The organism is Ensifer sp. M14 (assembly GCF_003355565.1).
Lineage (GTDB): Bacteria > Pseudomonadota > Alphaproteobacteria > Rhizobiales > Rhizobiaceae > Ensifer.
Window position 1 is genome coordinate 2,562,524 of the sequence record NZ_QJNR01000004.1, and the last position, 23,298, is coordinate 2,585,821.

Sequence of the window (23,298 nt, forward strand, 5' to 3'; positions counted from 1 at the left end):
CTGCGCCGTCAAGGAATCTTCCAGTGGTCCTGGTTCCGCAAGCTCTTGAGCGCCGTAGACACGGCGCTGCTGGATTCCTGTGACAAGCACAGGAATGAGGGCGAGAAATCCCGCTCGGCAGTAATGCGCGGGGGGCAGCCAGCTAGGTCAAAGGTTCATTGCGATTGGGCCGAGCCCTATCGTACTTTGTTAAATGTCTAAACTCAGGCCTTGGGAAACGCACGCTCCAGGCCGCCGGATTTCGTCAACCCGGTTCTAAACGCCTGGTAAGCCGGGTGTTGGCTCGCGCGGGCGGCTTCCATCAGCCGCATCTGCAGCCGGGCGGGTGCCTCGTTGCCAAGCCACTGTCCGAGCTTGTCGAGCTTCAGCGTATTGAGAAAGGGCGCTTCGGAGGCGATATCGAGATAGCGGTAAAGGCCATCCAGCAGCCGATCGTCCTGCTCGGGATTTTCCATCAGCAACCTGATAAAGGCCTGATCCGCCTCGCCAAATGCCGAAAGCTTGTCGGCAACGGTGTCCCTGTCGGGGAAGGAAGCGGGTCCGGCGTTCATGTCAGTGTCTCCAGGCGAATCTCATGTTCTCCGGGGATAGGACAGGCCAGCCGCGTGCGCAAGCATCGGTGAATATTTGATATAAATAAAATGTCAAGAATTGATAAAAAGTCTAGAATCAATCATGCCTGTCGCATGAACATAGAACCCGTCATCGCCTTCGACATCGCTCTGCACGCGCCGACGGCCGCGGCCATCAGCGCCTTGCTTTATCCGCATGCCGAGGTCGTGCTGCATGACTTGAGAAGCGGCACCGTTGCCGCCATCTGGAATGCATCCTCCGGCCGTACTGTCGGCGAGGATTCGCTGATCGAGGAAGAGTTCGGCTCGGTCTCGGGCGAAGAAAGCGTGCTCGGGCCCTATGAGAAGACCGGCGCCGACGGCCGGCGCGTCAAGTCCGTCTCGGCGGTGCTGCGCGATGCCAGGGGCGAAGCGGCGGGGCTGCTCTGCATCAATCTCGACGTTTCGATGATCGACAGCGCCGTCAAGCTGCTTTCCGCCTTTGCCGGTGCTGCGCAGCCGCGGCCGCAGGCGCTGTTTTCGCGCGACTGGCGCGAGGAGATCAACGCCTCGCTGCATGACTGGCTGAAGGAACGGGGCCTGGCGCTTTCCGCGCTGAAGCGGACGGATCGCGTCGCTCTTGTGGCGGCACTGGAAGAGCGTGGTCTGTTCAAGACCCGCAACGCCGTCGACCATCTCGCCAGCCTGATCGGCACCTCGCGCGCCTCGATCTACAACTATCTTGCCGCTGCCCGCAGCGACGCTTCCTGATCACCAAGAAGACCATGATTTCGCCCGTCCGCCGGACGCAGCGAGTGGAGGACCCGATATGACCACCTTGCCAGATTTCCGTCTCGAAACGCATTTCTCCCGTTGGGAGTTCAAGGCGCGCCATCATATGACGGCAAGTGATGCCGAAACCATTGGTATGGGCGAGTTGCTGGCGCTTTCCGACGATACGGACCGGGAGGCCTGGGACAAGCTGACGCTCGGCTATACCGAAACCTACGGTGCGCCGGCCTTGCGCGCGGCCATTGCATCGACCTATCGGGGGCTTTCTGCTGCGGACATCCTCTGCTTTGCAGGCGCGGAGGAGGGGCTTTACTGCGCCATGCTGGCGTTGCTCGGGCCTGAGGATCACGCCATCGTCACCGTGCCCAACTACCAGTCGATGGAGACGTTGCCGGTCACGATCGCGGCCTCCGTCACCGGCGTTCCGCTGCGCCCGGAAAACAACTGGCGCCTGGATATCGCCGACATACGCGCCGCGCTGAAGCCGAACACAAAACTGATCGCCGTCAATTTCCCCAACAACCCGACGGGATCGATCGCCGACCAGCAGACGTTCAAGGCGCTCGCCGAACTCTGCGCCGAACGCGGCATCCACCTCTTCAGCGATGAGGTCTACCGTGGGCTGGAGCGCGACCCGGCGCTGAGGCTGCCGCAGGCGGCCGAACTGTTCGAGCGCGGCATTTCGCTCAACGTCATGTCGAAAGCCTACGGGCTGCCGGGCCTGCGCATCGGCTGGATCGCCTGCCGCGACCATGCCCTGCTCGAGCGCATGGAGAAGATGAAGCACTACCTGTCGATCTGCAATTCGCGCCCGTCGGAGGTGCTGGCAACCATTGCGCTCAAGGCGCGCGAGCATTTGCTTGACCGCAATCGCGCGCTTTGCGCCGAAAACCTTCAAAAGCTCGGTGCCTTCTTTGCCGAGTTCCCCGATCTCTACGAATGGCGCGAGCCGGACGGTGGCTGTGTCGGCTTTGCCCGCTATCTCGGGTCCGACGGCGTCGAGACCCACTGCCGTCGCCTGGTGGAGGAGGCGGGCGTCTTGCTGTTGCCTTCGAGCCTTTTCGTCTCCGATCTGCTGCCGGTCGCTCAGGATCGCTTTCGTGTCGGCTTCGGCCGCAAGAATATCGAGGTCGGGCTCGCGGCATGGCGCCAGCATCTGCAGAGCGGCGGTGCAATGAAGAGAAGCGCCTGATTTTCGCGGGCGCCGTCAGGCATCGACAACGCAGCGACATGACCTTTGTCGGTGCCGCTGAAGATGGCGAGGTGTCCGAGCGAGAAGTGCCAATCCCGACCCGCCGACATTGCATCACCTGCGACGGCGCCGACCGACCTTGCTTTGGAGCAAGCGCCTGCGCGTGTTGGGTCAGAACACCGAAAATGAAAACGCTCCGGATCGGATGATCCCGGAGCGCTTTTCCTGTCTGATCGGAGGCCCTCTCAGCCGCGGCGGCTGCGGCGCTCGCGGGCCGGTGCCGATGGGCCTTCATTGGCGGTCTTGTTGCGCAACGGGCCGATCCTCTCGATGATCACGTCGAGCGACGGGCGTTCGCGTAGCGAATGCTCGTCGAGGGCGACCCGCATGGCGGCGAGGTGGCCGCAGGTGGTGCCGCAGCAGCCGCCGATGATCTTGGCGCCGGCGTCGGCTGCCAGCCGCGCATATTCCGCCATCAGCGGCGGTGTGCCGGAGTAATGGATCTCGGAACCACGGAATTCCGGAATGCCGCAATTGCCCTTGACGATCACGGTCGCCTCGGGCTTTGCCGCGGTCATGTCGAGCAGCGAGGAGAGGATGTCGGAAGCGCCGACGCCGCAATTGGCGCCGACGGCGACCGGGCCATCACCGAGATCCTTGGCGACGTCGTGGATATCCTTCGGATGCAGACCCATCATGGTCTTGCCGGCGGTGTCGAACGAACCGGTGTAGACATAGGGCAAGCCGACCTTGGCGGCAGCTTCTGCGGCGGCGCGGATCTCGTCCGGCGAGGACATGGTCTCGATCCAGGCGACTTCGGCGCCACCGGCCTTCAGACCTTCGATCTGCTCGACGAAGGCAGCAACCGCATCCTCGTAGGACAGCGCGCCGAGCGGGATCAGCAGTTCGCCGGTCGGGCCGACCGAGCCTGCGGTGATGACCTTGCGCGGCGCCTTGTCGGCTACGGCGCGGGCGATTTCGGCTGCGCGCCTGTTGAGGTCGTGGACACGATCCTGGGCGTGGTGCAGCTTCAGGCGGTGGCGGGTGCCGCCGAAGGAATTGGTGAGGATGATGTCGGCGCCGGCATCGACGAAGTCCTGATGCAGCTTGGTGATGTTCTCCGGCCGGGTCTCGTTCCAGATCTCCGGTGCTTCGCCGGCTTCGAGGCCCATCGCAAACAGCGAGGTTCCGGTGGCGCCATCGGCAAGAAGAACGCCCTTTTCGGCGATGAGATCAGACAGAACATTGGCGGCAAGGGTCATCGGTTTTTCCCGGCTAGAATGAATGCAATGAGATATAAAGATATCTTTATGTCTTTGCAAGCATCCGTGCGACCGACCGGTGACTATTGTTGGCGGCGGAGCCCCATGCGCCCGGCAAGCCCGAGGCCGAAGATGGCGAGCGCCGTCAGCAGCCACATCGGGTCGGCGCGGTTGAGGAAGAAGCTTTCGAGCATGGCGTTGTAGGTCATGAAGATCACGACCATGACGCAGAAGTCGGCAAAGGCGCGTCCCTCCGGGCGGCGCGAAGCGCGGATATAGTCGAAGAGCGGTTTGACGAAGAGAAGCAGGCTGATCGCGATGCCGCCAGGCAGACCGAATGTCAACGCCGCGTCGAGGTAGCTGTTGTGGCCGGCGACGATGCCGCGCACGTCCCAGTTCGCTTCGAAATTCGCCTCGAGCCCCATGATGACAGGCGAGAGCCAGAAGCTGGAGTAGCCCTGGCCGAACCACGGATGCTCGGCGATGCTGTCGCTGGCGAACTTCCAGATGTCGTCGCGGCCGGTGAAGGTGGCGTCGTCGATGATCGCCTTGGTCGCCGAAAGCAGGGCGTCGGAATAGATGGTGCCGAGGGTCAGCGCGAAGACCAGCACCGACATGACGAGGTGAGCGACGATCATCAGGCCCGGGCTGCGAAGGGCGCGCCCGGCAAGCACCAGCGCAATCGCGATCGGCAGGAAGCCGATGGTCGTTTTCGAGCCGGTGTGAAGCACGAAATTGATGGAGAGCAGGGTGATGGCCCAGCCGCGAAGCGGGGCGCCGGCGCGCAGGCAATAGATGCCGAACATGCACAGGATGGAAAAGACGGGCGCCGAGACGTTCTTGTGCAGCAGATGTCCGCGCCAGAAGCCGGCATGCCAGGGTTCGCCGCCGGCGGCCGAGTGAATTGCGAGGTTCGGCGCCACGATGAGCGCCGCATAGTCGATTAGAACAAGTAGCAGGATGGCATTTGCGCCCGCGTGAACGAAATCCTCTTCGCTGCGCGGCAGCACCAGCACACCCGCCACCATGATCATCGCCACGAGGCTGAGCGTCAGCCCGCGGGCAGAGGCTGCCGGATCGTAGGACTGCAGGCAGGAGAAGTAGGCGATGGCGAAGATCGCCACCCAGGCCGGCGAGACAAGCCGCGCCAGTACCCGTTTGTCGACCACCAGCAGCATCGCGAACAGGTAGACCGCGCCGAGCACGATGTAGCCGACCTGGTTGATGATGTTGCCGTCGTTGGCCGCATTCGGATCGGTCTCCATCGCGCCCTGAAAGGGCATGAGCGTGAAGACCATCAGAAAGAGCCCGAGGCCGGACAGAAGCGACGCCAGATGCCGGGTCAGTTGCGCCAGTCCGGCGTCGTAGCTTGCCGGCGCCGGTATTTGATGCCGGCCTGTCGGAAAGTCTGCGGTGGCGGAAGGTCGTTGCATGAGGCGCCGAAAGTGTTGGGGCAGGGCATCGCCGACATGGCGCCGCCTCCTGTATCGCGGCCCCTGTCTGCTGCCATGGCGCGGGCTGGGACCTACGCTGGAATATGGAGCAATTCGGTTAAGCTCGAATGAAACGCGACCTCGATGAGCCCCGGCGACATCGCGCAAGATGTCCTCGACGATGCCGCGCCAAGCAAGGCCGGATGCCGCCTGGCGCCTTGCGACGCCCCAATTACCGGATTTTAAGCCTTCCCGGGCAAAACTGCGGCAGGACTGTCCTTGCGAAGCCTGCCTCCTTCGAAGCAGAAAATCCAAATTTCCGGCGCAACGAGATGAAACGGCGGCGTTAGCCGTCTGGGATGGAGCATTCTCCCCAATGGCGAAGAAACCCAAGCTTCTGGCGCTGGAATCCTTGCGGGGGGTTGCAGCGCTTGCCGTTGCCCTGCACCATTTCCGCTACGGTAGTTTGCTGAGTGAAAACGCCTTCATCCGGCACGGCTACCTGATGGTCGATTTCTTCTTCGTGCTCAGCGGTTTCGTCATTGCTCTCAATTACGTCAACCGATTATCGACGCCTGCCGACGTGGCGAGCTTCCAGCGCCGACGATTCTGGCGGCTCTATCCGCTTCATCTGTTCACCCTTCTGATCTTCCTTGGCATCGAGTGCCTCAAATACGTCTTCGAACAGAGGACCGGCATCGTTTCCAACAGCCCCGCCTTCGTCGTGTCGGACGCAAAGGCCTTCCTGGCCAATCTCTTCCTGCTGCAGGGCGTGGTTCTGAACGAACTGTCGTTCAACATTCCGAGCTGGTCCATCTCCGTCGAGTTCTGGACCTACCTGATCTTCGCCTTGACCATGGGGCTTCTGCGGCTGGAAATGCGCTGGTGCCTTGTTCTGGCGGCGGGGGCGGCCATCGTCCTGCTGGTCCTCGAGGGAGGGCGGCTTGAGACCGATCCGATCTTTGCGATCGTCCGCTGCATATTTTCCTTTTTCCTGGGGGCATGGGCCGCTTCGCTCCACGTCCGGATTCCCCGAAAGGCGGCCACGCCAATGGCGGCCGGCACGCTGGCGCTCGTCGTCCTGGCAATCTGGGGTCTCGGCGGTACCCAGGCCGAGATCCTTTTGCCAGCTCTTTTCGCGCTGACGATCGTGGCCGTCGCGAACCTGCAGGACGGTACGTCCCTGCGCCGCTTTCTCGAGTGGCCGCTCTTCGTGTGGCTCGGCACCGTCAGCTACAGCGTCTACCTGACCCATTCGATTGTCGGTTGGGTGGTGACGCAGGTTTTGCGCTTCGGCCTGAAGGTGCCGACCCATGTGGCTGCCGATGGCGACACGGTGCTGGCGCTTGGCCAGGGGGGCGCCACGCTGGTTACCCTCGCTGCAACGGCCGCAGTGCTCGTTGCCTCATATCTGACCTATCGTTTCGTCGAGAAACCCTTTCTGTCCGGCTGGCCTTTCGGGGCAAGGGCGGTCGCGCCGCGAAACGGTTAGGAAGGGTCGACCCCGAGGAGGAACTCCGTCGTCGAGCGAAGCCATTATGGCCGAATCTGGGCGGGGGTTCACGACGAAAGGCCGCAGCCTACAGGCGATTGCGGCCTGCTGGCGATCGCTGTAAAAGGGCGCACTTATGTAGTCGCCAGCCTGCCCGCGGATCTCGCACGCTGATCGATAGCCTCAAACGAGAAGAACATCATGCATTTTACACTCCGGACACTCGCGTCGGCCGCGGTTTCACTCGGTCTGCTGCTCGGCGGTGCGTCCTCCGCTTTCGCCGGAAAGGCCCATTTCGTTCTCGACGCGCAGACAGGCACGGTCCTTGAGGCCGAAAATGCCGATGAACTGAACTACCCCGCGTCCCTGACCAAGATGATGACGATCTATCTGGCGTTCGAAGCTCTTCGCGACGGCAGGCTGACCTGGGACCAGCGGCTGACGATGTCGGAAAATGCCAACAACAAGGAGCCGTTCAAGCTGGCGGTCGGCGTCGGGCGCACCGTGTCCGTGCGCGAAGCCGTGATGGGCATGATCGTGCTGTCGGCCAATGATGCTTCCGTTGCCATCGGCGAGCAACTGGCCGGGACGGAGACAGGGTTTGCCAAGGTGATGACCGAGAAGGCACACCAGCTCGGCATGTCCAGAACCGTATTCAAGAACGCCAATGGCTTGCCCGATCCGGAGCAGGTGACGACCGCGCGCGACATGGCGACGCTCGGCATCGCCCTGATGCGTGATTTCCCGGAAGAGTTTGCCCTGTTTTCCAACCGCCGGATCGAGTTCCGCGGCATGAAGCTTCGCGGACACAACGGTGTGATGAACCGCTACGCCGGCGCTGACGGTATCAAGACCGGCTACACCACGGCATCGGGCTATAACCTGGTCACCTCGGCAACCCGCGACGGCAAGCGCCTCGTCGGTGTTGTCATGGGCGGTGAGACCGCTGAGAAGCGCGACAACCAGATGATGGGCCTGCTCGACAAGTATTTCCCGGCCAAGAGCGATTCGCTTTCGTCCGCAAGCACCGTCGAGCCGGCCGCAGCCGAAACGACGAAGACTAACTGAGCGCCAGCGACACGGCGGCTTTCTATCGACGCGAGGCTGACATCGGCATCGCGGTGACAGGTAGGAACGTCCTGCGGCGAATGCCCGCCCGAGCCGTGAGCAGGAACAAGATGGGCGCGCCAGCAACTTCCTTTCGGAAAAAAATGCCGGGCGCCCATGATCTCGATTGTGGACTTGCCTTAAGGCGCGTCGCGATCTTTCAGATTCGCTTGCCGCGCTTTAAGTTCTTGTTTTTATGCATGTCGCGATCGCAAAACCGCAGCACACTTTTGCGCGACATGCTTTAGGCGGCCCGCTTGTCCTCGTGGCTGGTGGGCGTCACCATCGCCGAGATGATCGTCGGTAGGTCGAGCGCGCCGATCGGGCGGCCGTTCTCGTCGACAACATGGGCGGCGTTGACGTGGGCGCCGGTCATGGCGCGTGCCGCCGATTCCAGCACCATGCCCATCGCCAGCGGCATGCCCTCCGGATTGCCCGAAAGCGGCCGCATGATCGTCTCGACATTGATGACGCGGCCGCGGTTCACTTCCTTGACGAAGGCGGTGATGTAGTCGTCGGCGGGCGATAGCACGATCTGCTGGCCCGTTCCCTGCTGCACGACGCGGCCATCGCGCAGGATGGCGATCTTGTCGCCGAGCCGGAGCGCCTCGTCGAGGTCGTGGGTGATGAACACGACGGTCTTCTTCAGCTCCTTCTGCAGGTCGAGAAGCACGGTCTGCATGTCGACGCGGATCAGCGGATCGAGTGCGGAATAAGCTTCGTCCATCAGCAGGATGTCGGCGTCGTTGGTGAGCGCCCGGGCGAGGCCGACGCGCTGTTGCATGCCGCCGGACAGCTGGTTGGGGTAGTGGTTCTCGAAACCCTGGAGGCCGACGCGGTCGATCCAGCCACGCGCGCGCTTTTCGCTTTCCGCCTTGCCGACGCCCTGGATTTCCAGGCCATAGACGGTGTTGTCCAGAACCGTCCGGTGCGGCAGCAGCGCGAATTTCTGGAACACCATCGCCGTCTTGTGGCGGCGAAATTCGCGCAAGTCGTTGTCACTCATCTTGCAGACGTCGACGCCGTCATAAAGCACTTCGCCCGCCGTCGGGTCGATCAGCCGGTTGATGTGACGGATCAGCGTCGACTTGCCGGAGCCCGAAAGCCCCATGACCACCATCACGCCGCCGGCCGGCATCGAGATGTTGATGTCCTGCAGGCCGAGCACGTGGCCGTGTTTCTCGTTGAGTTCGGCCTTGCCGAGGCCACGCTTGACAGCGTCGACATAGTCGCCGCCGCGGGGGCCGAAGATCTTGTAGAGGTTCTTCACCTCGATCGCGTGACTAGCCATGGATAACCTCCGAATGCTTCTGCAGCCGCCTGCCGAAGGCCTGGCTGGTACGGTCAAAAATGATGGCGATACCGACAAGGGCGAAACCGTTGAGGAAACCGACGGTGAAAAACTGGTTGGCGATCGCCTGCAGCACGTTCTTGCCGAGGCCACCGACGCCGATCATCGATGCGACGACGACCATGGCCAGCGACATCATGATGGTCTGGTTGATGCCGGCCATGATGGTGGGCAGCGCCAGCGGCATCTGCACGTTCTTGAGCTTCTGCCAGGCAGACGAGCCGAAGGCGTCGGCGGCTTCCAGCACTTCCTGGTCGACGAGGCGGATGCCGAGATTGGTAAGACGGATCATCGGCGGCACGGCGTAGATGACGACGGCGATCAGGCCAGGAACCTTGCCGATGCCGAAAATCATGACCACCGGGATGAGGTAGACGAAGCTCGGCATCGTCTGCATCACGTCGAGCACCGGGTTGACGATCGACTGCACCCGATCGGAGCGCGCCATCAGAATGCCGATCGGAATGCCGATCAGGATCGAGATCAGCGTACAGACGGTGACCATCGCCAGGGTTATCATCGTGTCGTTCCACAGGCCGACGAGGCCGATGGCAATCATCGACAGTGCCGTGCCGATGGTGATGTTGACGTTGCGGCTGCCGTAATAGACCACGGCCACCATGACGATCAGCACGAGGATCCAGGGCGACGCCACGAACGCGCCTTCGAGATAGTTCAAGAACCATTGAAGCGGTTGCACAACCGTATCGATGGCGTCGCCATAGGAGCGAACGAAACCTTTGAAACCATCGTCGATGGTCTTGCGCGCGAGCCGGATCGTTCCGTCGTCAATGGCAGGGAACTTGCAGAGCAACGCTGGCAAGACACTGCAGATGGATGCCATATTTTTCCCCTTCTTGGCCGGAAGTCTTATGACGCCGACTGCGTCTTCGGGTCGGTCGTTGCCGATCCTTGCGCAGACTTAGCTAGTGACCTCTTCGGGTCCCGGCGTGAGGAATGTGACAGCGGAACGTGACGCCCGCTTTACTGAATGCGACGCGAATGGCCCCCGTTCGTCGTCAGGAGCAACGACCGCCCTACCGGTTCCCTTGCCTGATGGCGAAGGCGCCGATGCAGGCGGCCGCTTTTCATGCGGGCGCCTGCAATATCAGCCGAAATCAGAGCGCAGCCTTTACCTTTTCGGCCACGTCGGGCGCGACCCACTGGGTCCACATGTCGGGGAACTCTTCGAGGAAGTGCTTTGCGGCATCCTCGTTCGTGCCCTGGTTCTCATCCATCCAGGCAAGAACCTTGTTGACCGTGCCGTTGTCCCACTTGCGCGCCTTGACGTAATCCATGGCGACGCCGGCCTTGTCGGCGAAGGACTTGGTCACGACCGTGAAGACGTCGGAGACCGGGTAGGAGTTGACCTTCGGGGCCGGGCAATCCGGAACGGCCGAGCAGGCGTCCCATTCCTTCTTGTCGTGATCGACGCCGAAGGAGAGGCGGGTCATCTCGTACTTGCCGAGGATGGCGGTCGGTGCCCAGTAGTAACCGAGCCAGCCGGTCTTCTTGGCGAATGCGTTGGCGATCGAACCGTCGAGACCGGCGGCGGAGCCGGTGTCGATCAGTTGGAAGCCGGCCTTTTCAGCATCGATCGCCTTGAAGAGATTGGCGGTCGAAACCTGGCAGTTCCAGCCCGACGGGCAATTGTGAATGGCGGACTTGGACGGATCTTCCGGGGCCGGGAACAGGTCCGGGTGCTTGAGCGCGTCCTGCACCGTCTTGATGTCGGGGTTGGCATCGGCGAGGAATTTCGGGATCCACCAGCCTTCGACGCCGCCTTCGCTCAGGATCTTGGCTGCTTCGATCAGCCGGCCTTCCTTGATGGCCGCGTCGAGCGGTGTGCGAACGGCATTGACCCACAGTTCCGGCGCCATGTCCGGCTGGGCCTTTTCGTTCATGGAGGCAAAGGTCGGCATGGTGTCGCCGGTGACCAGCGTCACGGTGCAGCCATAGCCGTTTTCGAGAATGAACTTGTCCACGTGGGCGGCAACGCCCGCAGACGCCCAGTTCATCTCGGCAATGCTGACGTCTCCGCATTCGGCGGCTTGCGCGGAACCCGCCAAGGCATACAGCCCCGCGGCGAGGATGGTGGAAGCGAGGAGTTTCTTCATGTTGCAAGACCTCCCAGTCTTTGAACTGCAGCCAACGATCAAACGGGTATCCTGGGGACGCCCTCGCATCCCGCTCACCCGAACCAAATGAGCAGCTTGGGGTTCGGCAAAAGACAAGCCAAGGGTAGCCCCTGCTGCGGCGGTCATGGGAGTTTGTTTTGTCCTTGCCGCGGAACCCTGTCGCCGGCCGGATCTCCTCTATACCGCTCTGCAAGCCTAAGTATTCTCGTTGGGAAATCAACCTCTTGAATCGGACAACGGCGGGGTCTGGGTGCCGGCGGCGTCTGTCTGCGACATGATCGAAGAGTTTTTTTGGGCCTCGGGCCGCCCAAATTTAAGCATTTACGACAATTAGTGCCGCAAAATATAGCGGTCGCCGCACTGCCCTTTTTTGATCTGTTGCAATCAGGACTTTTCCTGTCGCGAATGCGTCACCGGCATTTTCTGCCGATGTCGCGAAAAAAGTTCAAAAAAAGCCGCGATTCATCATTCGTTAAATCCTCAATAACCATCCGGTAACGATGTCCGGCTAAATGTTGTTGCGCGGCGGGAAACGGCCGCCGGCCCGGATCAAGGTAGTGCGTCCCGGGTGTGAAGCGAGCCTTCGGTGTGTATTTCCGGAGTGACCAGCGTTTTTTGGAAGCCGCATCCCTCGCCAAGAGGTCGATGCGGCTTTCGCGTTTTCGGGCATGTTGCGCAAAGTGCGTTGCGGCTTTGTGATATCGACATGCACAAAACAGGAGCCTCGGGTTTCCCGGTCATCAGGCCAAAAAAAACCGTCTCCACGGGGGAGACGGCTGGAGGAGGAGGCGTTAGCTGCTGGAATGCAAAGCCATTGCCAAACGTGCGCCCGATCAACGGGCGGGGCAGGTCAACCGATGTTGGACGTGCGGATGAACCCGAGCGGCCCAAAGGGAGCATCGAGCACGACGTTGCGAACGCGCGACTGGCTGACGGGTGCCTTGGAATTCCAGGCAATCTGAACGAAATTTGGTTTGCTGAAGATGTACAGCATGGACATGGACCTTGAGAGGCCGGACGTGTTGTGATCCGGGTGTGTTTCGGTGGCGCTGATATAGGCTCGCGCCGCGCGAAAATGAATGCCAAACTCGTCACAGGATGTCGCATTTACGCTAGTTTCGGAGAGAAACTCGACAAGCTTGGTAAGCGACCGAAACAGACTGTCATCGACGCGCCGCAAATGCGGCGAAATCGTGTCAAAGCAGGCCTTTGCCGGCGGTCAATTCGGTGTTACCGGTGGCGCCATGACACGCAAGATCATGCTTCAGGGAACCGGCTCGGATGTCGGAAAATCGGTATTGGTGGCGGGGCTGTGCCGGCTCGCCTCCAATCGCGGGTTGAAGGTCATGCCGTTCAAGCCGCAGAACATGTCGAACAACGCCGCCGTCTCCGACGATGGCGGCGAAATCGGCCGGGCGCAATGGCTGCAGGCGCTGGCCGCCCGCGTGCCGTCCTCGGTGCACATGAACCCGGTGCTGTTGAAACCGCAATCGGATGTCGGCAGCCAGATCGTCGTACAGGGCAAGGTCGCGGGCCAGGCGAAGGGCCGGGAATACCAGGCGCTGAAGCCGAAGCTGCTGGGCGCGGTGATGGAAAGCTTCGAGCAGATTTCAGCCGGTGCCGATCTTGTCGTGGTCGAAGGGGCGGGGTCGCCGGCCGAGATCAACCTGAGGGCCGGCGACATCGCCAATATGGGTTTTGCGACGCGCGCTGATGTGCCCGTCGTGCTTGTCGGGGATATCGATCGTGGCGGTGTCATCGCCTCGCTGGTCGGCTCCCATGCGATCCTGCCGGAAGAGGACCGGCGCATGGTCAGCGGCTACCTGATCAACAAGTTTCGCGGCGACGTCACTTTGTTCGACGATGGCATTGCTGCCATCGGTCGTTACACCGGCTGGTCCTGTTTCGGCGTGGTGCCGTGGCTGAAGGCGGCAGGGCGGCTGCCGGCAGAGGATTCGGTGGTTCTTGAAAAACTGGCCCGTGGCGAGGGTCGGGCGCTCAAGATCGCCGTGCCTGTCTTGTCGCGCATTGCCAATTTCGACGATCTCGATCCGCTTGCCGCCGAGCCGGAGGTCGATCTCGTCTTCGTCAAACCGGGAAACCCAATTCCGGCCGATGCCGGGCTCATCGTCATACCCGGCTCGAAGTCGACCATCGCCGACCTCCAGGATTTCAAGGCCCAGGGGTGGGACCAGGATCTCAAGCGCCATGTGCGACGCGGCGGCCGCGTGATCGGCATCTGCGGCGGCTACCAGATGCTGGGGGCACGCGTCACCGATCCGCTCGGAATCGAGGGCAGCGACCGCGAGATCGCCGGGCTCGGGCTGCTCGACGTCGAAACGGAAATGGCGCCGGAAAAGACCCTGCGCAACAGCCGCGCCTGGTCGTTGGAACACGGCGTTGCACTGGAAGGCTACGAGATCCATCTCGGCCGCACAGCCGGGGCCGATTGCGATCGGCCATCAATCCGCATTGATGGCCGCGCCGATGGCGCCCTTTCGGCCGATGGCCGGGTGATGGGCACCTACCTGCACGGCCTGTTTTCCAGCGATGCCTATCGCGCAGCGTTGCTGACGAGCTTCGGCATCGAAGGCGGCATCGGCAATTACCGCCAGTCGGTCGACGCGGCGCTCGATGATGTCGCGAGCGAGATTGAGGCGGTGCTTGACCGGAAATGGCTGGATCAACTGCTCGGCATTTGAGACCCGCCCGCTGCCATTGCAGCACACGCGTCAAGCGCTAAGATGCGGCGCAGGCGCCGACACACGCAGACATTGGGCCACGCGACAACCGGCGTGCGAGGCGGTTTGAAATGAGTGACGACGAGCGACGAGCGCATTGGGACGCTGCATATGCCTCAAAGGGTGATGAGGGCGTCAGCTGGTTCGAGGGTACGCCGGCCGTTTCGCTCGATCTCATCCGCAAACATGCGGCAGTTGCCATGTCTTCGCTGATCGATATCGGTGGCGGCGCGTCGCGGTTGGTCGATGCATTGCTTGATGAGGGCATGACGGCGATCACCGTGCTCGATCTCTCACCGGCTGCACTCGAAGCCGCCCGGGCGCGGCTTTGCGCGCGTGCGGATCAGGTGCACTGGATCGCCGCCGACGTGACCGAGTGGAAGCCGGAACGCGCCTACGACATATGGCATGATCGGGCCGCCTTTCATTTCCTGACCGATCCGGACGACCGCGCCGCCTATATCGAGAGGCTGGAGGCCGCGGTCACGCCAGGCGGTCATGCCATCATCGCCACCTTTGCCCCCGACGGGCCAGCGCGCTGCAGCGGCCTGCCCGTGGTGCGCTACGATCCGGCGGCGCTTGCTGACGTGATCGGTCCGTCCTTCCGGCTGGTCGAGGCGATCACGCACCAGCACAAGACGCCTTGGAATTCAGCGCAGGCTTTTCAGTTCAGCGTGCTGGAGCGGGTGCGGTAGCCGAGGCATGGCGAAGCAGCAAGCCTAGGGGATCTGTGAGAACGTGAAGGCTCTGTCGCCGTGATACCATATGAACTCGTTCTCCTTGGCGCGAAGCCCCCCGGGGTTTCGCAGCACGATCCCGCATAGGTTCGTTGTCTTCAGCCACAGGAAGCAAACCTCGTCGCTGTCGAATTTGACCTCGACGTCGGCCATGCGACCGGCTCCGATGGATGCCCAGTCTCCCGTCAGAGTGGCCATGCCCCCGGTTGAAATCACAGCCTCGTGTTCCTCGCCAGAATCCAGCATGCGTCCATGCAGCCGATGCCCCAGGAGGAGCGAACGGGCTTCGTCGGCTTGCAGCCTGTTTGCGGCGATGAAGTCGGTGTTCATCAAGGTCTCGGGTAGGCCCGCCAGCCGCAGCCCCCGGTAGAAACGCTCGCTGTCCTCCTGCCTTGCCAGGTCCAGGGGTGGGCTGGTCGCGATGCTGGCCGCAGTGCCGCCGCGTGCGAGGCGAAGCGCGTTGAAACGGGTGATGGCCGCCTGCGCCTCCACGCGGCGACCGAGGTGCCCGGAAGCGGCGGCAAGAAGAAGGAACGAGCCGTCATCCTGCGGATTGAGTTCGATGCTGCGCTTTGTTGCTGCCGCTGCCGCCTCGAAATCCTCCAGGCTGAAGTGCGTCAGTCCAAGGACGTAAATGAAGAAGGACGGGGAGTGCGGATCGAGGCGCATGGCCGTGCGGATATAGGGCAGGGCCTCCGCCGGGCGGCCGACGGAGGTAAGGACGAAGGCCGTCAGCGCGTAGCTCCAGCTATCGCCGGGTTCGAGCGCGATCGCTTCCTTGAGTTGGGTTAGCGCGTCGGCATGCTGCCAGTCCGCTTCGGAAAGGAGAGCGGCCGCCTGGTAGGCCAGCGCTGTTTTGTGTTTCTGCGCGGTGCGCAGATATTGCGTCGCCCTGGCTCTCGCTTCGGTCCGCGAGATGCCCAGCTGATAATGCCAGCGCCACATGCAGATGCGCGCGTAGACCATGGCGGCGGCGGCATAAGCGCGCCCATAGGCAGGATCGAGCGCAATCGCCTGCTCGAAGAAAGGCACTGCCTTTGCAAAATCCTCGGGGGTCGTGCGTCGGTGATGCTCCCAGCCGCGCAGGAACGCATCGAAAGCTGCCGGCACCATCGTTTCCTTGCGCCCCAAGGCCATCTGCTCGTCAGGGTTCAGCCGAAGCGCAAGCGCATCGGCAATGCCGCGCATCACGTTGTCCTGCAGCGCAAAGACATCGGAAAGCGAGCCGTCGAACGTTCCGGCCCAAACGTGGCCGCCATCGAGAGAATCGATCAGCTGGGCATTGATCCGCAGCTGCTCTCCGGCCCGCTGCACACTGCCTTCGAGGACGTATCTGACCCCGAGTTCCTTGGACACCTGCCCGGGTGTCACTGGCTTGTTCTTGTAGGTGAAGGTCGAGTTGCGCGCGATAACGAACAAGCCGGATACCTGGGCCAGTTCGGTGACGAGGCCGTCGGTCATGCCATCGGCGAAATACTCCTGCCTGGGATCGTCGCTCACATTGGCAAACGGAAGCACTGCTATCGACGGTTTGTCCGGCACGGTCAGGTTCGATGGCTGGACCTGGGCCGTTTCCGCAGGCGGTTCCCACGGCTGCCACCAGACGACACCACTGGCTGCGCCGAGCACGACAGCAGATGCAACAAGTGCCGCCCAGCGCCTCGTGCTGTGCGCTGCGACCTTTGCGCCGCCGGCGCGAGTTTCGTTCAGCTCCAGACTGTAAGCCCGCACCGGCCTTTCGATATGCTTCAGGCGTTGTTCGCCGAGAAAGACGAAACGGACATCGAGGTGCTTTTCGACCTGGTCGTAGGCGGTGCCGGAGATGACGATCCCACCCGGTTCGGCGATGCTCTGCAGGCGCTCGGCAATGATGACGCCATCGCCCTGAATGTCGTCGCCGTCAACGATGACATCGCCAAGATTGATGCCGATGCGGAATTCCAGTCGACCCTCATCGGATCCTCGGCTTTCGGATTTCGCGCGCTGGACCTCCACCGCACAACGGACCGCCTCGACGACACTCACGAACTCGACCAGCAACCCATCGCCCATGGTCTTGATCAACCGCCCACGGTGCGCAGCGATCCTTTGTTCGAACAGGTTGTGCAGATCGGCCTGAAAGCGGGCACACGTACCCTCCTCGTCGGCCTGGGTGAGCAGTCCATAGCCGGAAACGTCGGCAATCATCACGGCGGCGAGCCTGCGTTCCATTTGCCTTCCGGATAACCGAACCCTCTTTTTGGGCTAGTTTATCGCATTATCTGCAATCGCTAAAATGAAGTTCGCCGCCGTGGTGCATCGCTTGTGCTCTGTGACGAGAACTGGCGGCCTGCGGTACTCCGCGCCCGGCAAATCGTCGCGCGGCGCAATTCGGCCGGGGAGGTGTCGCACGCGTCGATTGACTTTGCACTGCCCGCTTCCTAATCATCGGACGTTGGATGGTTTCCCCGGATCGTGGCGATGCGGGGGAATAATTGGGAATGTGACGGGTGGACCCAAATCGGGCATCCTTATCGCAGCCGACCCCGCGACTGTAGAACGGTCAGGGTTCGCCATCGGGCTGAAGGACGGCCGGCTTTGGATCGCATGGTGCGATCGCAGGCGGTTTGGAACTCAGCCGGAAAAGCCACTGGCGTGGCTTCGTGATCAGCCGGGTTGGACGCCTCTTCTTCTACGAATCGTCCGCCTTTCACGAAACCGCCCACAGCGCCGCGCGTCGGAGACGCGCAAAGGTTCGCTGTGGCACCGGAAAGCGCCGGGAAGGTGAGGCGGGCCGTTCGGGCCCTGGCATCGCGTTTCGCGTTATCGCGCGAGGCAATGCCGTGGGTCCGTGACGCCGTGAGCCAGGAGACCTGCCGTCCGACAGGGGCATTCCGCCCGACGGGAAGCCCGCTTCCCACGCCATCACGGAGGTTGTCTTGGCTCATCGATCGTTTTCCGAACGCGCCTCTGGCGCGGTGAAATCCTGTTGCCGCTCGAACTTGCGACCAGGCGCGTGAGGCGGCAACGCACATGACCATTCCCCATGCCGGCCCTGTTCTGGTCCTCGGCGGCGCCCGTTCCGGCAAGTCCAGCTTTTCCGAAAGGCTCGTCGAAGCCTCGGGGCTCGGCATGCACTATGTCGCCACCGGGCGCGCCTGGGACGACGAGATGCGCGAGCGCATCGACCATCACCGGCAGAGGCGTGGCGAAGGCTGGACGACGCATGAAGAGCCGCTCGATCTCGTTTCGCTGCTGACACGCATCGACGACGAACAGCGCGTGGTCCTCGTCGACTGCCTGACCCTGTGGGTCACCAACCTGATGATGGAAGGACGCGACATGGCGGCGGAGTTTTCTGCCCTTGCCGCGTTTCTGCCTGAGGCCCAGGCGCGCCTCATCCTTGTTTCCAACGAAGTCGGCCTCGGCATCGTGCCCGAGAACCGCATGGCTCGCGATTTCCGCGATCATGCCGGCCGGCTTCACCAGATCGTTGCGGAGAAATCCGCGGAAGTTTACTTTGTCGCGGCCGGATTGCCGCTGAAAATGAAGGGTTGATCCATGACCACTGCCAGAGCCAACCAGGGCAAGATCCCGGCGACCGTCATCACCGGCTTCCTCGGTGCCGGCAAGACGACGATGATCCGCAACCTGTTGCAGAACGCCGACGGCAAGCGCATTGCGCTTATTATCAACGAGTTCGGCGATCTCGGCGTCGACGGCGACGTCCTGAAGGGCTGCGGTGCGGAAGCCTGCTCGGAAGACGACATCATCGAGCTCACCAACGGCTGCATCTGCTGCACGGTTGCCGATGATTTCATCCCGACGATGACCAAGCTGCTCGAGCGCGAAAACCGTCCCGATCACATCATCATAGAAACCTCGGGTCTCGCCTTGCCGCAGCCGCTGATCGCCGCCTTCAACTGGCCGGATATCCGCAGCGAAGTGACCGTCGACGGCGTCGTCACCGTGGTTGACAGCGCCGCCGTTGCCGCCGGTCGTTTTGCCGACGACCACGACAAGGTCGATGCACTGCGGGTCGAGGACGACAATCTCGACCACGAAAGCCCGATCGAGGAACTGTTCGAGGACCAGTTGACCGCTGCCGACCTGATCGTTCTCAACAAGACCGACCTGATCGACGCGTCGGGCCTGAAGGCCGTGCGCGAAGAGGTCGCTTCGCGCACCAGCCGCAAGCCGACGATGATCGAAGCCAAGAACGGCGAAGTGGCTGCCGCCATCCTGCTCGGTCTCGGCGTCGGCACGGAAAGCGATATCGCCAACCGCAAGTCGCACCACGAGATGGAGCATGAGGCCGGCGAGGAGCACTCTCACGACGAGTTCGATAGCTTCGTCGTCGAGCTCGGCGCGATTGCCGATCCGGCCGCCTTCGTCGATCGCCTCAAGGGCGTGATCGCAGAGCATGACGTGCTGCGCCTCAAGGGCTTTGCCGACGTGCCCGGCAAGCCGATGCGTCTGTTGATCCAGGCTGTCGGCGCCCGCATCGACCAGTACTACGACCGTGCCTGGGCGGCCGGCGAAAAGCGCGGCACGCGCCTCGTCGTCATCGGCCTGCACGACATGGACGAAGCTGCGGTGCGCGCTGCCATCACCGCGCTCGTCTAACTCCTTGAAGCAACGCACTTCCGGGAAAGCGTTTTCCTGGAAGTGCTTGAACGGACAGAACAATGCATCTGCTTCTCGCCCAGAAAGGAACGATCGCCGACGGCAACGAAGCGATCGATCTGGGGCAAACGCCGGCCGACGTGCTTTTCCTGTCTGCCGCCGACACCGAGCTTTCCTCGATCGCTGCGGCCCATGGCCGCCGCAACGAGGGATCAAGCCTGCGTATCGCCAGCCTGATGAACCTGATGCATCCAATGTCGGTCGACACTTACGTCGAGCGCACCGCACGGCATGCCAAGCTCATCGTGGTCCGGCCGCTCGGTGGCGCCAGCTATTTCCGCTATGTGCTGGAAGCCTTGCATGCCGCCGCCGTCACCCATCGCTTCCAGATCGCGGTGCTGCCCGGCGACGACAAGCCGGATCCGGGCCTCGAGCCATTTTCGACGGTCGCAGCCGACGACCGGCAGCGCCTTTGGGCCTATTTCACCGAGGGCGGCGCCGACAATGCCGGATTGTTCCTCGATTATGCCGAGGCGCTGATCTCGGGCGCGGAAAAGCCGCAGCCGGCAAAACCACTTCTGAAGGCCGGCATCTGGTGGCCAGGCGCGGGCGTCATCGGCGTCAGCGAATGGTCGACACGTGTCCAAGATCGGATGGACGCGGGGGAGGGATTCGAACCCCCGACAGTCGCGATCTGCTTCTATCGCGCCCTGGTCCAGAGCGGCGAGACCCGGCCGGTCGAAGCACTGATCGAGGCGCTTGCCACTGAGGGCATGCGCGTGCTGCCGTTGTTCGTCTCCAGTCTGAAGGATGCGGTTTCGGTCGGCACGCTGCAATCGATATTTGCCGAGGCTGCCCCCGACGTGGTGATGAACGCCACCGGCTTTGCCGTCTCGTCTCCCGGCGCCGACCGGCAGCCGACCGTGTTGGAATCGACGGGCGCGCCGGTGCTGCAGGTGATCTTTTCCGGATCGTCCCGAGCGCAATGGCAGGCCTCGCCGCAGGGGCTGATGGCGCGCGATCTCGCCATGAATGTCGCTCTGCCCGAAGTCGATGGCCGTATCCTGGCACGTGCTGTCTCCTTCAAGGCGGCGTCGATCTACGACCCCAAAGTGGAAGCCAATAACGTGGGGCATGAGCCGCTTGCCGACCGCGTACGGTTTGCCGCACGGCTCGCCGTCAACTGGGCGAAGCTGCGCCGCGCCAGGCCGGCCGAACGCCGCATCGCCATCATCATGGCCAACTACCCCAACCGCGACGGCAGGCTCGGCAACGGCGTCGGGCTCGATACGCCGGCGGGCACTGTGGAGGTGCTGCGCGCCATGGCGGGGGAAGGCTATCCTGTTGCCGGTGTGCCCGCAGATGGTGACGCACTGATCCGCTATCTCATGGCCGGGCCGACCAATGCGGCGAGCCGCGACCGTGACATCCGCGAACTCATTTCGCTAAGTGATTACAAGGCATTCTTCGATTCGTTTCCGAAACAGATTCAGGATGAAGTGACCGGCCGCTGGGGCGCACCGGAAACCGATCCGTTCTTCCTCGACGGCGCCTTCGCGCTGCCGCTTGCCCGCTTCGGCGAGGTCGTCGTCGGCATCCAGCCGGCACGTGGTTACAACATCGATCCGAAGGAAAGCTACCATTCGCCGGACCTCGTGCCGCCGCATGGCTATCTCGCCTTCTACGCCTTCCTGCGCAACCAGTTCGGGGCGCAGGCGATCGTCCATATGGGTAAGCACGGCAATCTCGAATGGCTGCCCGGCAAGGCCCTGGCGCTGTCGGAGACCTGTTATCCCGAGGCGATCTTCGGGCCGCTGCCGCATATCTATCCCTTCATCGTCAACGATCCCGGCGAGGGCACGCAGGCCAAGCGCCGCACCAGCGCCGTCATCATCGACCACCTGACGCCGCCCTTGACGCGGGCCGAATCCTACGGACCGCTCAAGGATCTCGAGGCTCTGGTCGATGAATATTACGACGCCGCCGGCGGGGATCCGCGGCGGCTCAGGCTCTTGAGCCGGCAGATCCTCGACCTCGTGCGCGACATCGGCCTCGACCTCGACGCCGGCATCGACAAGGGCGACAGCGACGACAAGGCGCTGGAGAAGCTCGACGCCTATCTCTGCGACCTCAAGGAGATGCAGATCCGCGACGGCCTGCACATTTTTGGCGTGGCGCCGGAGGGGCGGCTTCTGACCGACCTGACGGTGGCGCTGGCGCGGGTGCCGCGCGGGCTCGGCGAAGGTGCCGACCAGAGCCTTCAGCGCGCGATCACCGCCGACGCAGGGCTCGGCTTCGATCCGCTCGATTGCGTGATGTCCGATCCCTGGACCGGTTTACGGCCGGATATCCTTGCCGAGGTTTCCGATCAACCTTGGCGCACTGCCGGCGATACGGTCGAGCGCATCGAGCTGCTCGCGGCGGCGTTCGTTTGCGGCGAGACGCCGGCACCCGAGGGCTGGTCCGCCACCTGCGCCGTGCTTGGCGAGGTCGAGACGCGGCTGAAACCGTCGATCGTCAATTCCGGCGCCGCCGAGATGGCCGGTTTTCTCACCGGCCTCGATGGCCGCTTCGTCGCACCCGGACCATCCGGCGCGCCGACCCGCGGCCGTCCCGATGTGCTGCCGACCGGCCGCAATTTTTACTCCGTCGACAGCCGCTCGGTGCCGACGCCGGCGGCTTACGAACTCGGCAAGAAATCCGCCGAATTGTTGATTCGCCGCTACCTGCAGGATCACGGTGACTGGCCATCTTCCTTCGGACTCACGGCCTGGGGCACGGCCAACATGCGAACGGGTGGAGACGATATCGCCCAGGCTCTGGCGTTGATTGGTGCCAAGCCCACCTGGGACACGATCTCGCGCCGGGTGATGGGCTACGAAATCATACCGCTGGCGATGCTCGGCCGTCCGCGCGTCGACGTGACGCTTCGCATTTCCGGCTTCTTCCGGGATGCCTTCCCGGACCAGATCGCACTGTTCGACAAGGCGATTCGCGCCGTCGGGGCGCTCGAAGAAGACGATGCCGACAACATGATCGCCGCGCGCATGCGCGCCGAGACGCAGCGGCTGGAGGCATCCGGTATAGAGGCGGCGGAAGCGGCGCGCCGCGCCTCCTATCGCGTCTTCGGGGCGAAGCCGGGAGCCTACGGCGCCGGCCTGCAGGCGCTGATCGACGAGAAGGGCTGGGACAGAAAAGCCGATCTCGCCGATGCCTATCTCACCTGGGGCTCCTATGCCTATGGCGCCGGCGAGGAGGGCAAGGCCGAGCGCGACCTCTTCGAGGAGCGGCTGCGCACCATCGAGGCTGTCGTCCAGAACCAGGACAACCGTGAGCACGACCTGCTCGACAGCGACGACTATTATCAGTTCGAAGGCGGCATGAGCCTTGCCGCCGAGCACCTTGGAGGTGCGAAGCCGGCGATCTACCACAACGACCACTCCCGGCCGGAAAAGCCGGTGATCCGCTCGTTGGAGGAAGAGATCGGCCGCGTGGTCAGGGCGCGCGTCGTCAATCCCAAGTGGATCGATGGCGTCATGCGCCACGGCTACAAGGGCGCCTTCGAGATCGCTGCCACGGTCGACTACATGTTCGCCTTTGCCGCGACCACGGGGGCGGTGCGCGACCACCATTTCGAGGCGGCCTATCAGGCGTTCATCGTCGACGAGCGGGTGTCGAGCTTCCTGCGCGACAAGAACCCGGCAGCACTCGCCGAATTGTCCGAGCGGCTGCTGGAGGCGATCGATCGCAATCTGTGGACCCCGCGCTCGAACTCGGCGCGGTTTGAACTCACCGGGCGAACGACGGCCGCATCGCGGCTTCGCGCCGGTAACGAATGAGCAGCTCCGGGAGGCCGCAAAACGGTTTTCCGTCCGGAGTTGCGCAAGTGCAAAGAAT

17 protein-coding genes and 1 riboswitch are annotated in these 23,298 nt (G+C 62.8%); of the genes, 9 read left to right on the forward strand and 8 right to left on the reverse strand.

All coding sequences use genetic code 11. The features are described 5' to 3' along the window. Positions 1 to 203: 203 nt before the first annotated feature. Positions 204 to 551, reverse strand: coding sequence for a hypothetical protein (locus tag BLJAPNOD_RS12355; RefSeq protein ID WP_115420014.1), 348 nt, complete (start codon positions 549 to 551; stop codon positions 204 to 206). 135 nt (positions 552 to 686) lie between these two features. On the opposite strand from BLJAPNOD_RS12355, the gene BLJAPNOD_RS12360 reads away from it, so the two are divergent. Together BLJAPNOD_RS12360 and BLJAPNOD_RS12365 are read left to right on the forward strand one after the other, a co-directional pair. Continuing rightward, the gene (locus BLJAPNOD_RS12360) at positions 687 to 1,322 is read left to right on the forward strand and encodes a PAS domain-containing protein (RefSeq protein ID WP_115420015.1); all 636 of its coding nucleotides are present in this window, start codon (positions 687 to 689) and stop codon (positions 1,320 to 1,322) included. Positions 1,323 to 1,380: 58 nt separating this feature from the next. After that, positions 1,381 to 2,535: a pyridoxal phosphate-dependent aminotransferase gene (locus tag BLJAPNOD_RS12365; protein WP_115420016.1), complete on the forward strand. Its 1,155-nt coding sequence runs from the start codon at positions 1,381 to 1,383 to the stop codon at positions 2,533 to 2,535. A gap of 245 nt (positions 2,536 to 2,780) precedes the next feature. Here the strand turns inward: BLJAPNOD_RS12365 and bmt are convergent, their stop codons facing one another. Continuing rightward, the gene (bmt, locus tag BLJAPNOD_RS12370) at positions 2,781 to 3,797 is read right to left on the reverse strand and encodes a betaine--homocysteine S-methyltransferase (protein WP_115420017.1); all 1,017 of its coding nucleotides are present in this window, start codon (positions 3,795 to 3,797) and stop codon (positions 2,781 to 2,783) included. 83 nt (positions 3,798 to 3,880) lie between these two features. Next, positions 3,881 to 5,230 (reverse strand): O-antigen ligase, encoded by a 1,350-nt coding sequence (locus BLJAPNOD_RS12375; protein ID WP_115420018.1) that lies wholly within the window; start codon positions 5,228 to 5,230, stop codon positions 3,881 to 3,883. 376 nt (positions 5,231 to 5,606) lie between these two features. On the opposite strand from BLJAPNOD_RS12375, the gene BLJAPNOD_RS12380 reads away from it, so the two are divergent. Together BLJAPNOD_RS12380 and BLJAPNOD_RS12385 are read left to right on the forward strand one after the other, a co-directional pair. After that, the gene (locus BLJAPNOD_RS12380; protein WP_158556120.1) at positions 5,607 to 6,722 is read left to right on the forward strand and encodes an acyltransferase; all 1,116 of its coding nucleotides are present in this window, start codon (positions 5,607 to 5,609) and stop codon (positions 6,720 to 6,722) included. Between the two features lie 201 nt (positions 6,723 to 6,923). Beyond that, a complete protein-coding gene (locus BLJAPNOD_RS12385) occupies positions 6,924 to 7,790 on the forward strand; it encodes a D-alanyl-D-alanine carboxypeptidase family protein (RefSeq protein ID WP_115420020.1) in 867 nt (288 codons plus the stop codon). A 283-nt stretch (positions 7,791 to 8,073) separates the two neighbouring features. On the opposite strand, the gene BLJAPNOD_RS12390 is transcribed toward BLJAPNOD_RS12385, so the two are convergent. The 4 genes from BLJAPNOD_RS12390 to BLJAPNOD_RS12405 all read right to left on the reverse strand — a co-directional run bounded on the left by BLJAPNOD_RS12390 (position 8,074) and on the right by BLJAPNOD_RS12405 (position 12,312). Then, positions 8,074 to 9,120: a glycine betaine/L-proline ABC transporter ATP-binding protein gene (locus BLJAPNOD_RS12390; protein WP_077503842.1), complete on the reverse strand. Its 1,047-nt coding sequence runs from the start codon at positions 9,118 to 9,120 to the stop codon at positions 8,074 to 8,076. Continuing rightward, entirely contained in the window at positions 9,113 to 10,024 is a 912-nt protein-coding gene (locus tag BLJAPNOD_RS12395) for a proline/glycine betaine ABC transporter permease (RefSeq protein WP_115420021.1), read from the reverse strand. The genes BLJAPNOD_RS12390 and BLJAPNOD_RS12395 overlap by 8 nt, the downstream gene beginning before the upstream one ends. A gap of 274 nt (positions 10,025 to 10,298) precedes the next feature. Then, positions 10,299 to 11,297, reverse strand: a complete 999-nt coding sequence (locus BLJAPNOD_RS12400; protein ID WP_115420022.1) for an ABC transporter substrate-binding protein — start codon at positions 11,295 to 11,297, stop codon at positions 10,299 to 10,301. A gap of 871 nt (positions 11,298 to 12,168) precedes the next feature. Next, the gene (locus tag BLJAPNOD_RS12405) at positions 12,169 to 12,312 is read right to left on the reverse strand and encodes a hypothetical protein (RefSeq protein ID WP_115421275.1); all 144 of its coding nucleotides are present in this window, start codon (positions 12,310 to 12,312) and stop codon (positions 12,169 to 12,171) included. 250 nt (positions 12,313 to 12,562) lie between these two features. Between BLJAPNOD_RS12405 and BLJAPNOD_RS12410 the strand changes: the two genes are divergently transcribed. Both BLJAPNOD_RS12410 and BLJAPNOD_RS12415 read left to right on the forward strand, forming a co-directional pair. Further along, positions 12,563 to 14,020: a cobyric acid synthase gene (locus BLJAPNOD_RS12410; RefSeq protein WP_115421276.1), complete on the forward strand. Its 1,458-nt coding sequence runs from the start codon at positions 12,563 to 12,565 to the stop codon at positions 14,018 to 14,020. Positions 14,021 to 14,130: 110 nt separating this feature from the next. Further along, complete coding sequence (locus tag BLJAPNOD_RS12415; protein WP_115420023.1) at positions 14,131 to 14,754, forward strand: class I SAM-dependent methyltransferase; 624 nt, start codon at positions 14,131 to 14,133, stop codon at positions 14,752 to 14,754. A gap of 24 nt (positions 14,755 to 14,778) precedes the next feature. Here BLJAPNOD_RS12415 and BLJAPNOD_RS12420 read toward each other — a convergent pair whose 3' ends face one another. After that, positions 14,779 to 17,007, reverse strand: coding sequence for an adenylate/guanylate cyclase domain-containing protein (locus BLJAPNOD_RS12420; protein WP_115420024.1), 2,229 nt, complete (start codon positions 17,005 to 17,007; stop codon positions 14,779 to 14,781). Positions 17,008 to 17,218: 211 nt separating this feature from the next. Then, a riboswitch (cobalamin riboswitch) is annotated at positions 17,219 to 17,671 on the forward strand. Positions 17,672 to 17,808: 137 nt separating this feature from the next. Between BLJAPNOD_RS12420 and cobU the strand changes: the two genes are divergently transcribed. The 3 genes from cobU (at position 17,809) to cobN (ending at position 23,240) form a co-directional block, all read left to right on the forward strand. Further along, the gene (gene cobU, locus BLJAPNOD_RS12425; protein ID WP_115420025.1) at positions 17,809 to 18,333 is read left to right on the forward strand and encodes a bifunctional adenosylcobinamide kinase/adenosylcobinamide-phosphate guanylyltransferase; all 525 of its coding nucleotides are present in this window, start codon (positions 17,809 to 17,811) and stop codon (positions 18,331 to 18,333) included. Between the two features lie 3 nt (positions 18,334 to 18,336). Next, positions 18,337 to 19,401 carry a cobalamin biosynthesis protein CobW gene (cobW, locus tag BLJAPNOD_RS12430; RefSeq protein WP_115420026.1) on the forward strand — a complete coding sequence of 355 codons (1,065 nt, stop codon included), beginning with the start codon at positions 18,337 to 18,339 and terminating at the stop codon, positions 19,399 to 19,401. A 62-nt stretch (positions 19,402 to 19,463) separates the two neighbouring features. Then, the gene (gene cobN, locus BLJAPNOD_RS12435) at positions 19,464 to 23,240 is read left to right on the forward strand and encodes a cobaltochelatase subunit CobN (RefSeq protein WP_115420027.1); all 3,777 of its coding nucleotides are present in this window, start codon (positions 19,464 to 19,466) and stop codon (positions 23,238 to 23,240) included. The last annotated feature ends 58 nt before the right edge of the window (positions 23,241 to 23,298 follow it).

What these genes read in the sequence shown, in the direction of transcription:
- cobW (WP_115420026.1), top strand. Translation starts at nt 18,337, where the DNA reads ATGACCACTGCCAGAGCCAACCAGGGCAAGATCCCGGCGACCGTCATC.
- BLJAPNOD_RS12405 (WP_115421275.1), bottom strand. Translation starts at nt 12,312, where the DNA reads ATGCTGTACATCTTCAGCAAACCAAATTTCGTTCAGATTGCCTGGAAT.
- BLJAPNOD_RS12420 (WP_115420024.1), bottom strand. Translation starts at nt 17,007, where the DNA reads ATGGAACGCAGGCTCGCCGCCGTGATGATTGCCGACGTTTCCGGCTAT.
- BLJAPNOD_RS12400 (WP_115420022.1), bottom strand. Translation starts at nt 11,297, where the DNA reads ATGAAGAAACTCCTCGCTTCCACCATCCTCGCCGCGGGGCTGTATGCC.
- bmt (WP_115420017.1), bottom strand. Translation starts at nt 3,797, where the DNA reads ATGACCCTTGCCGCCAATGTTCTGTCTGATCTCATCGCCGAAAAGGGC.
- cobU (WP_115420025.1), top strand. Translation starts at nt 17,809, where the DNA reads ATGACCATTCCCCATGCCGGCCCTGTTCTGGTCCTCGGCGGCGCCCGT.
- BLJAPNOD_RS12390 (WP_077503842.1), bottom strand. Translation starts at nt 9,120, where the DNA reads ATGGCTAGTCACGCGATCGAGGTGAAGAACCTCTACAAGATCTTCGGC.
- BLJAPNOD_RS12365 (WP_115420016.1), top strand. Translation starts at nt 1,381, where the DNA reads ATGACCACCTTGCCAGATTTCCGTCTCGAAACGCATTTCTCCCGTTGG.
- BLJAPNOD_RS12385 (WP_115420020.1), top strand. Translation starts at nt 6,924, where the DNA reads ATGCATTTTACACTCCGGACACTCGCGTCGGCCGCGGTTTCACTCGGT.
- BLJAPNOD_RS12380 (WP_158556120.1), top strand. Translation starts at nt 5,607, where the DNA reads ATGGCGAAGAAACCCAAGCTTCTGGCGCTGGAATCCTTGCGGGGGGTT.
- BLJAPNOD_RS12415 (WP_115420023.1), top strand. Translation starts at nt 14,131, where the DNA reads ATGAGTGACGACGAGCGACGAGCGCATTGGGACGCTGCATATGCCTCA.
- BLJAPNOD_RS12375 (WP_115420018.1), bottom strand. Translation starts at nt 5,230, where the DNA reads ATGCAACGACCTTCCGCCACCGCAGACTTTCCGACAGGCCGGCATCAA.
- BLJAPNOD_RS12355 (WP_115420014.1), bottom strand. Translation starts at nt 551, where the DNA reads ATGAACGCCGGACCCGCTTCCTTCCCCGACAGGGACACCGTTGCCGAC.
- BLJAPNOD_RS12410 (WP_115421276.1), top strand. Translation starts at nt 12,563, where the DNA reads ATGACACGCAAGATCATGCTTCAGGGAACCGGCTCGGATGTCGGAAAA.
- cobN (WP_115420027.1), top strand. Translation starts at nt 19,464, where the DNA reads ATGCATCTGCTTCTCGCCCAGAAAGGAACGATCGCCGACGGCAACGAA.
- BLJAPNOD_RS12395 (WP_115420021.1), bottom strand. Translation starts at nt 10,024, where the DNA reads ATGGCATCCATCTGCAGTGTCTTGCCAGCGTTGCTCTGCAAGTTCCCT.
- BLJAPNOD_RS12360 (WP_115420015.1), top strand. Translation starts at nt 687, where the DNA reads ATGAACATAGAACCCGTCATCGCCTTCGACATCGCTCTGCACGCGCCG.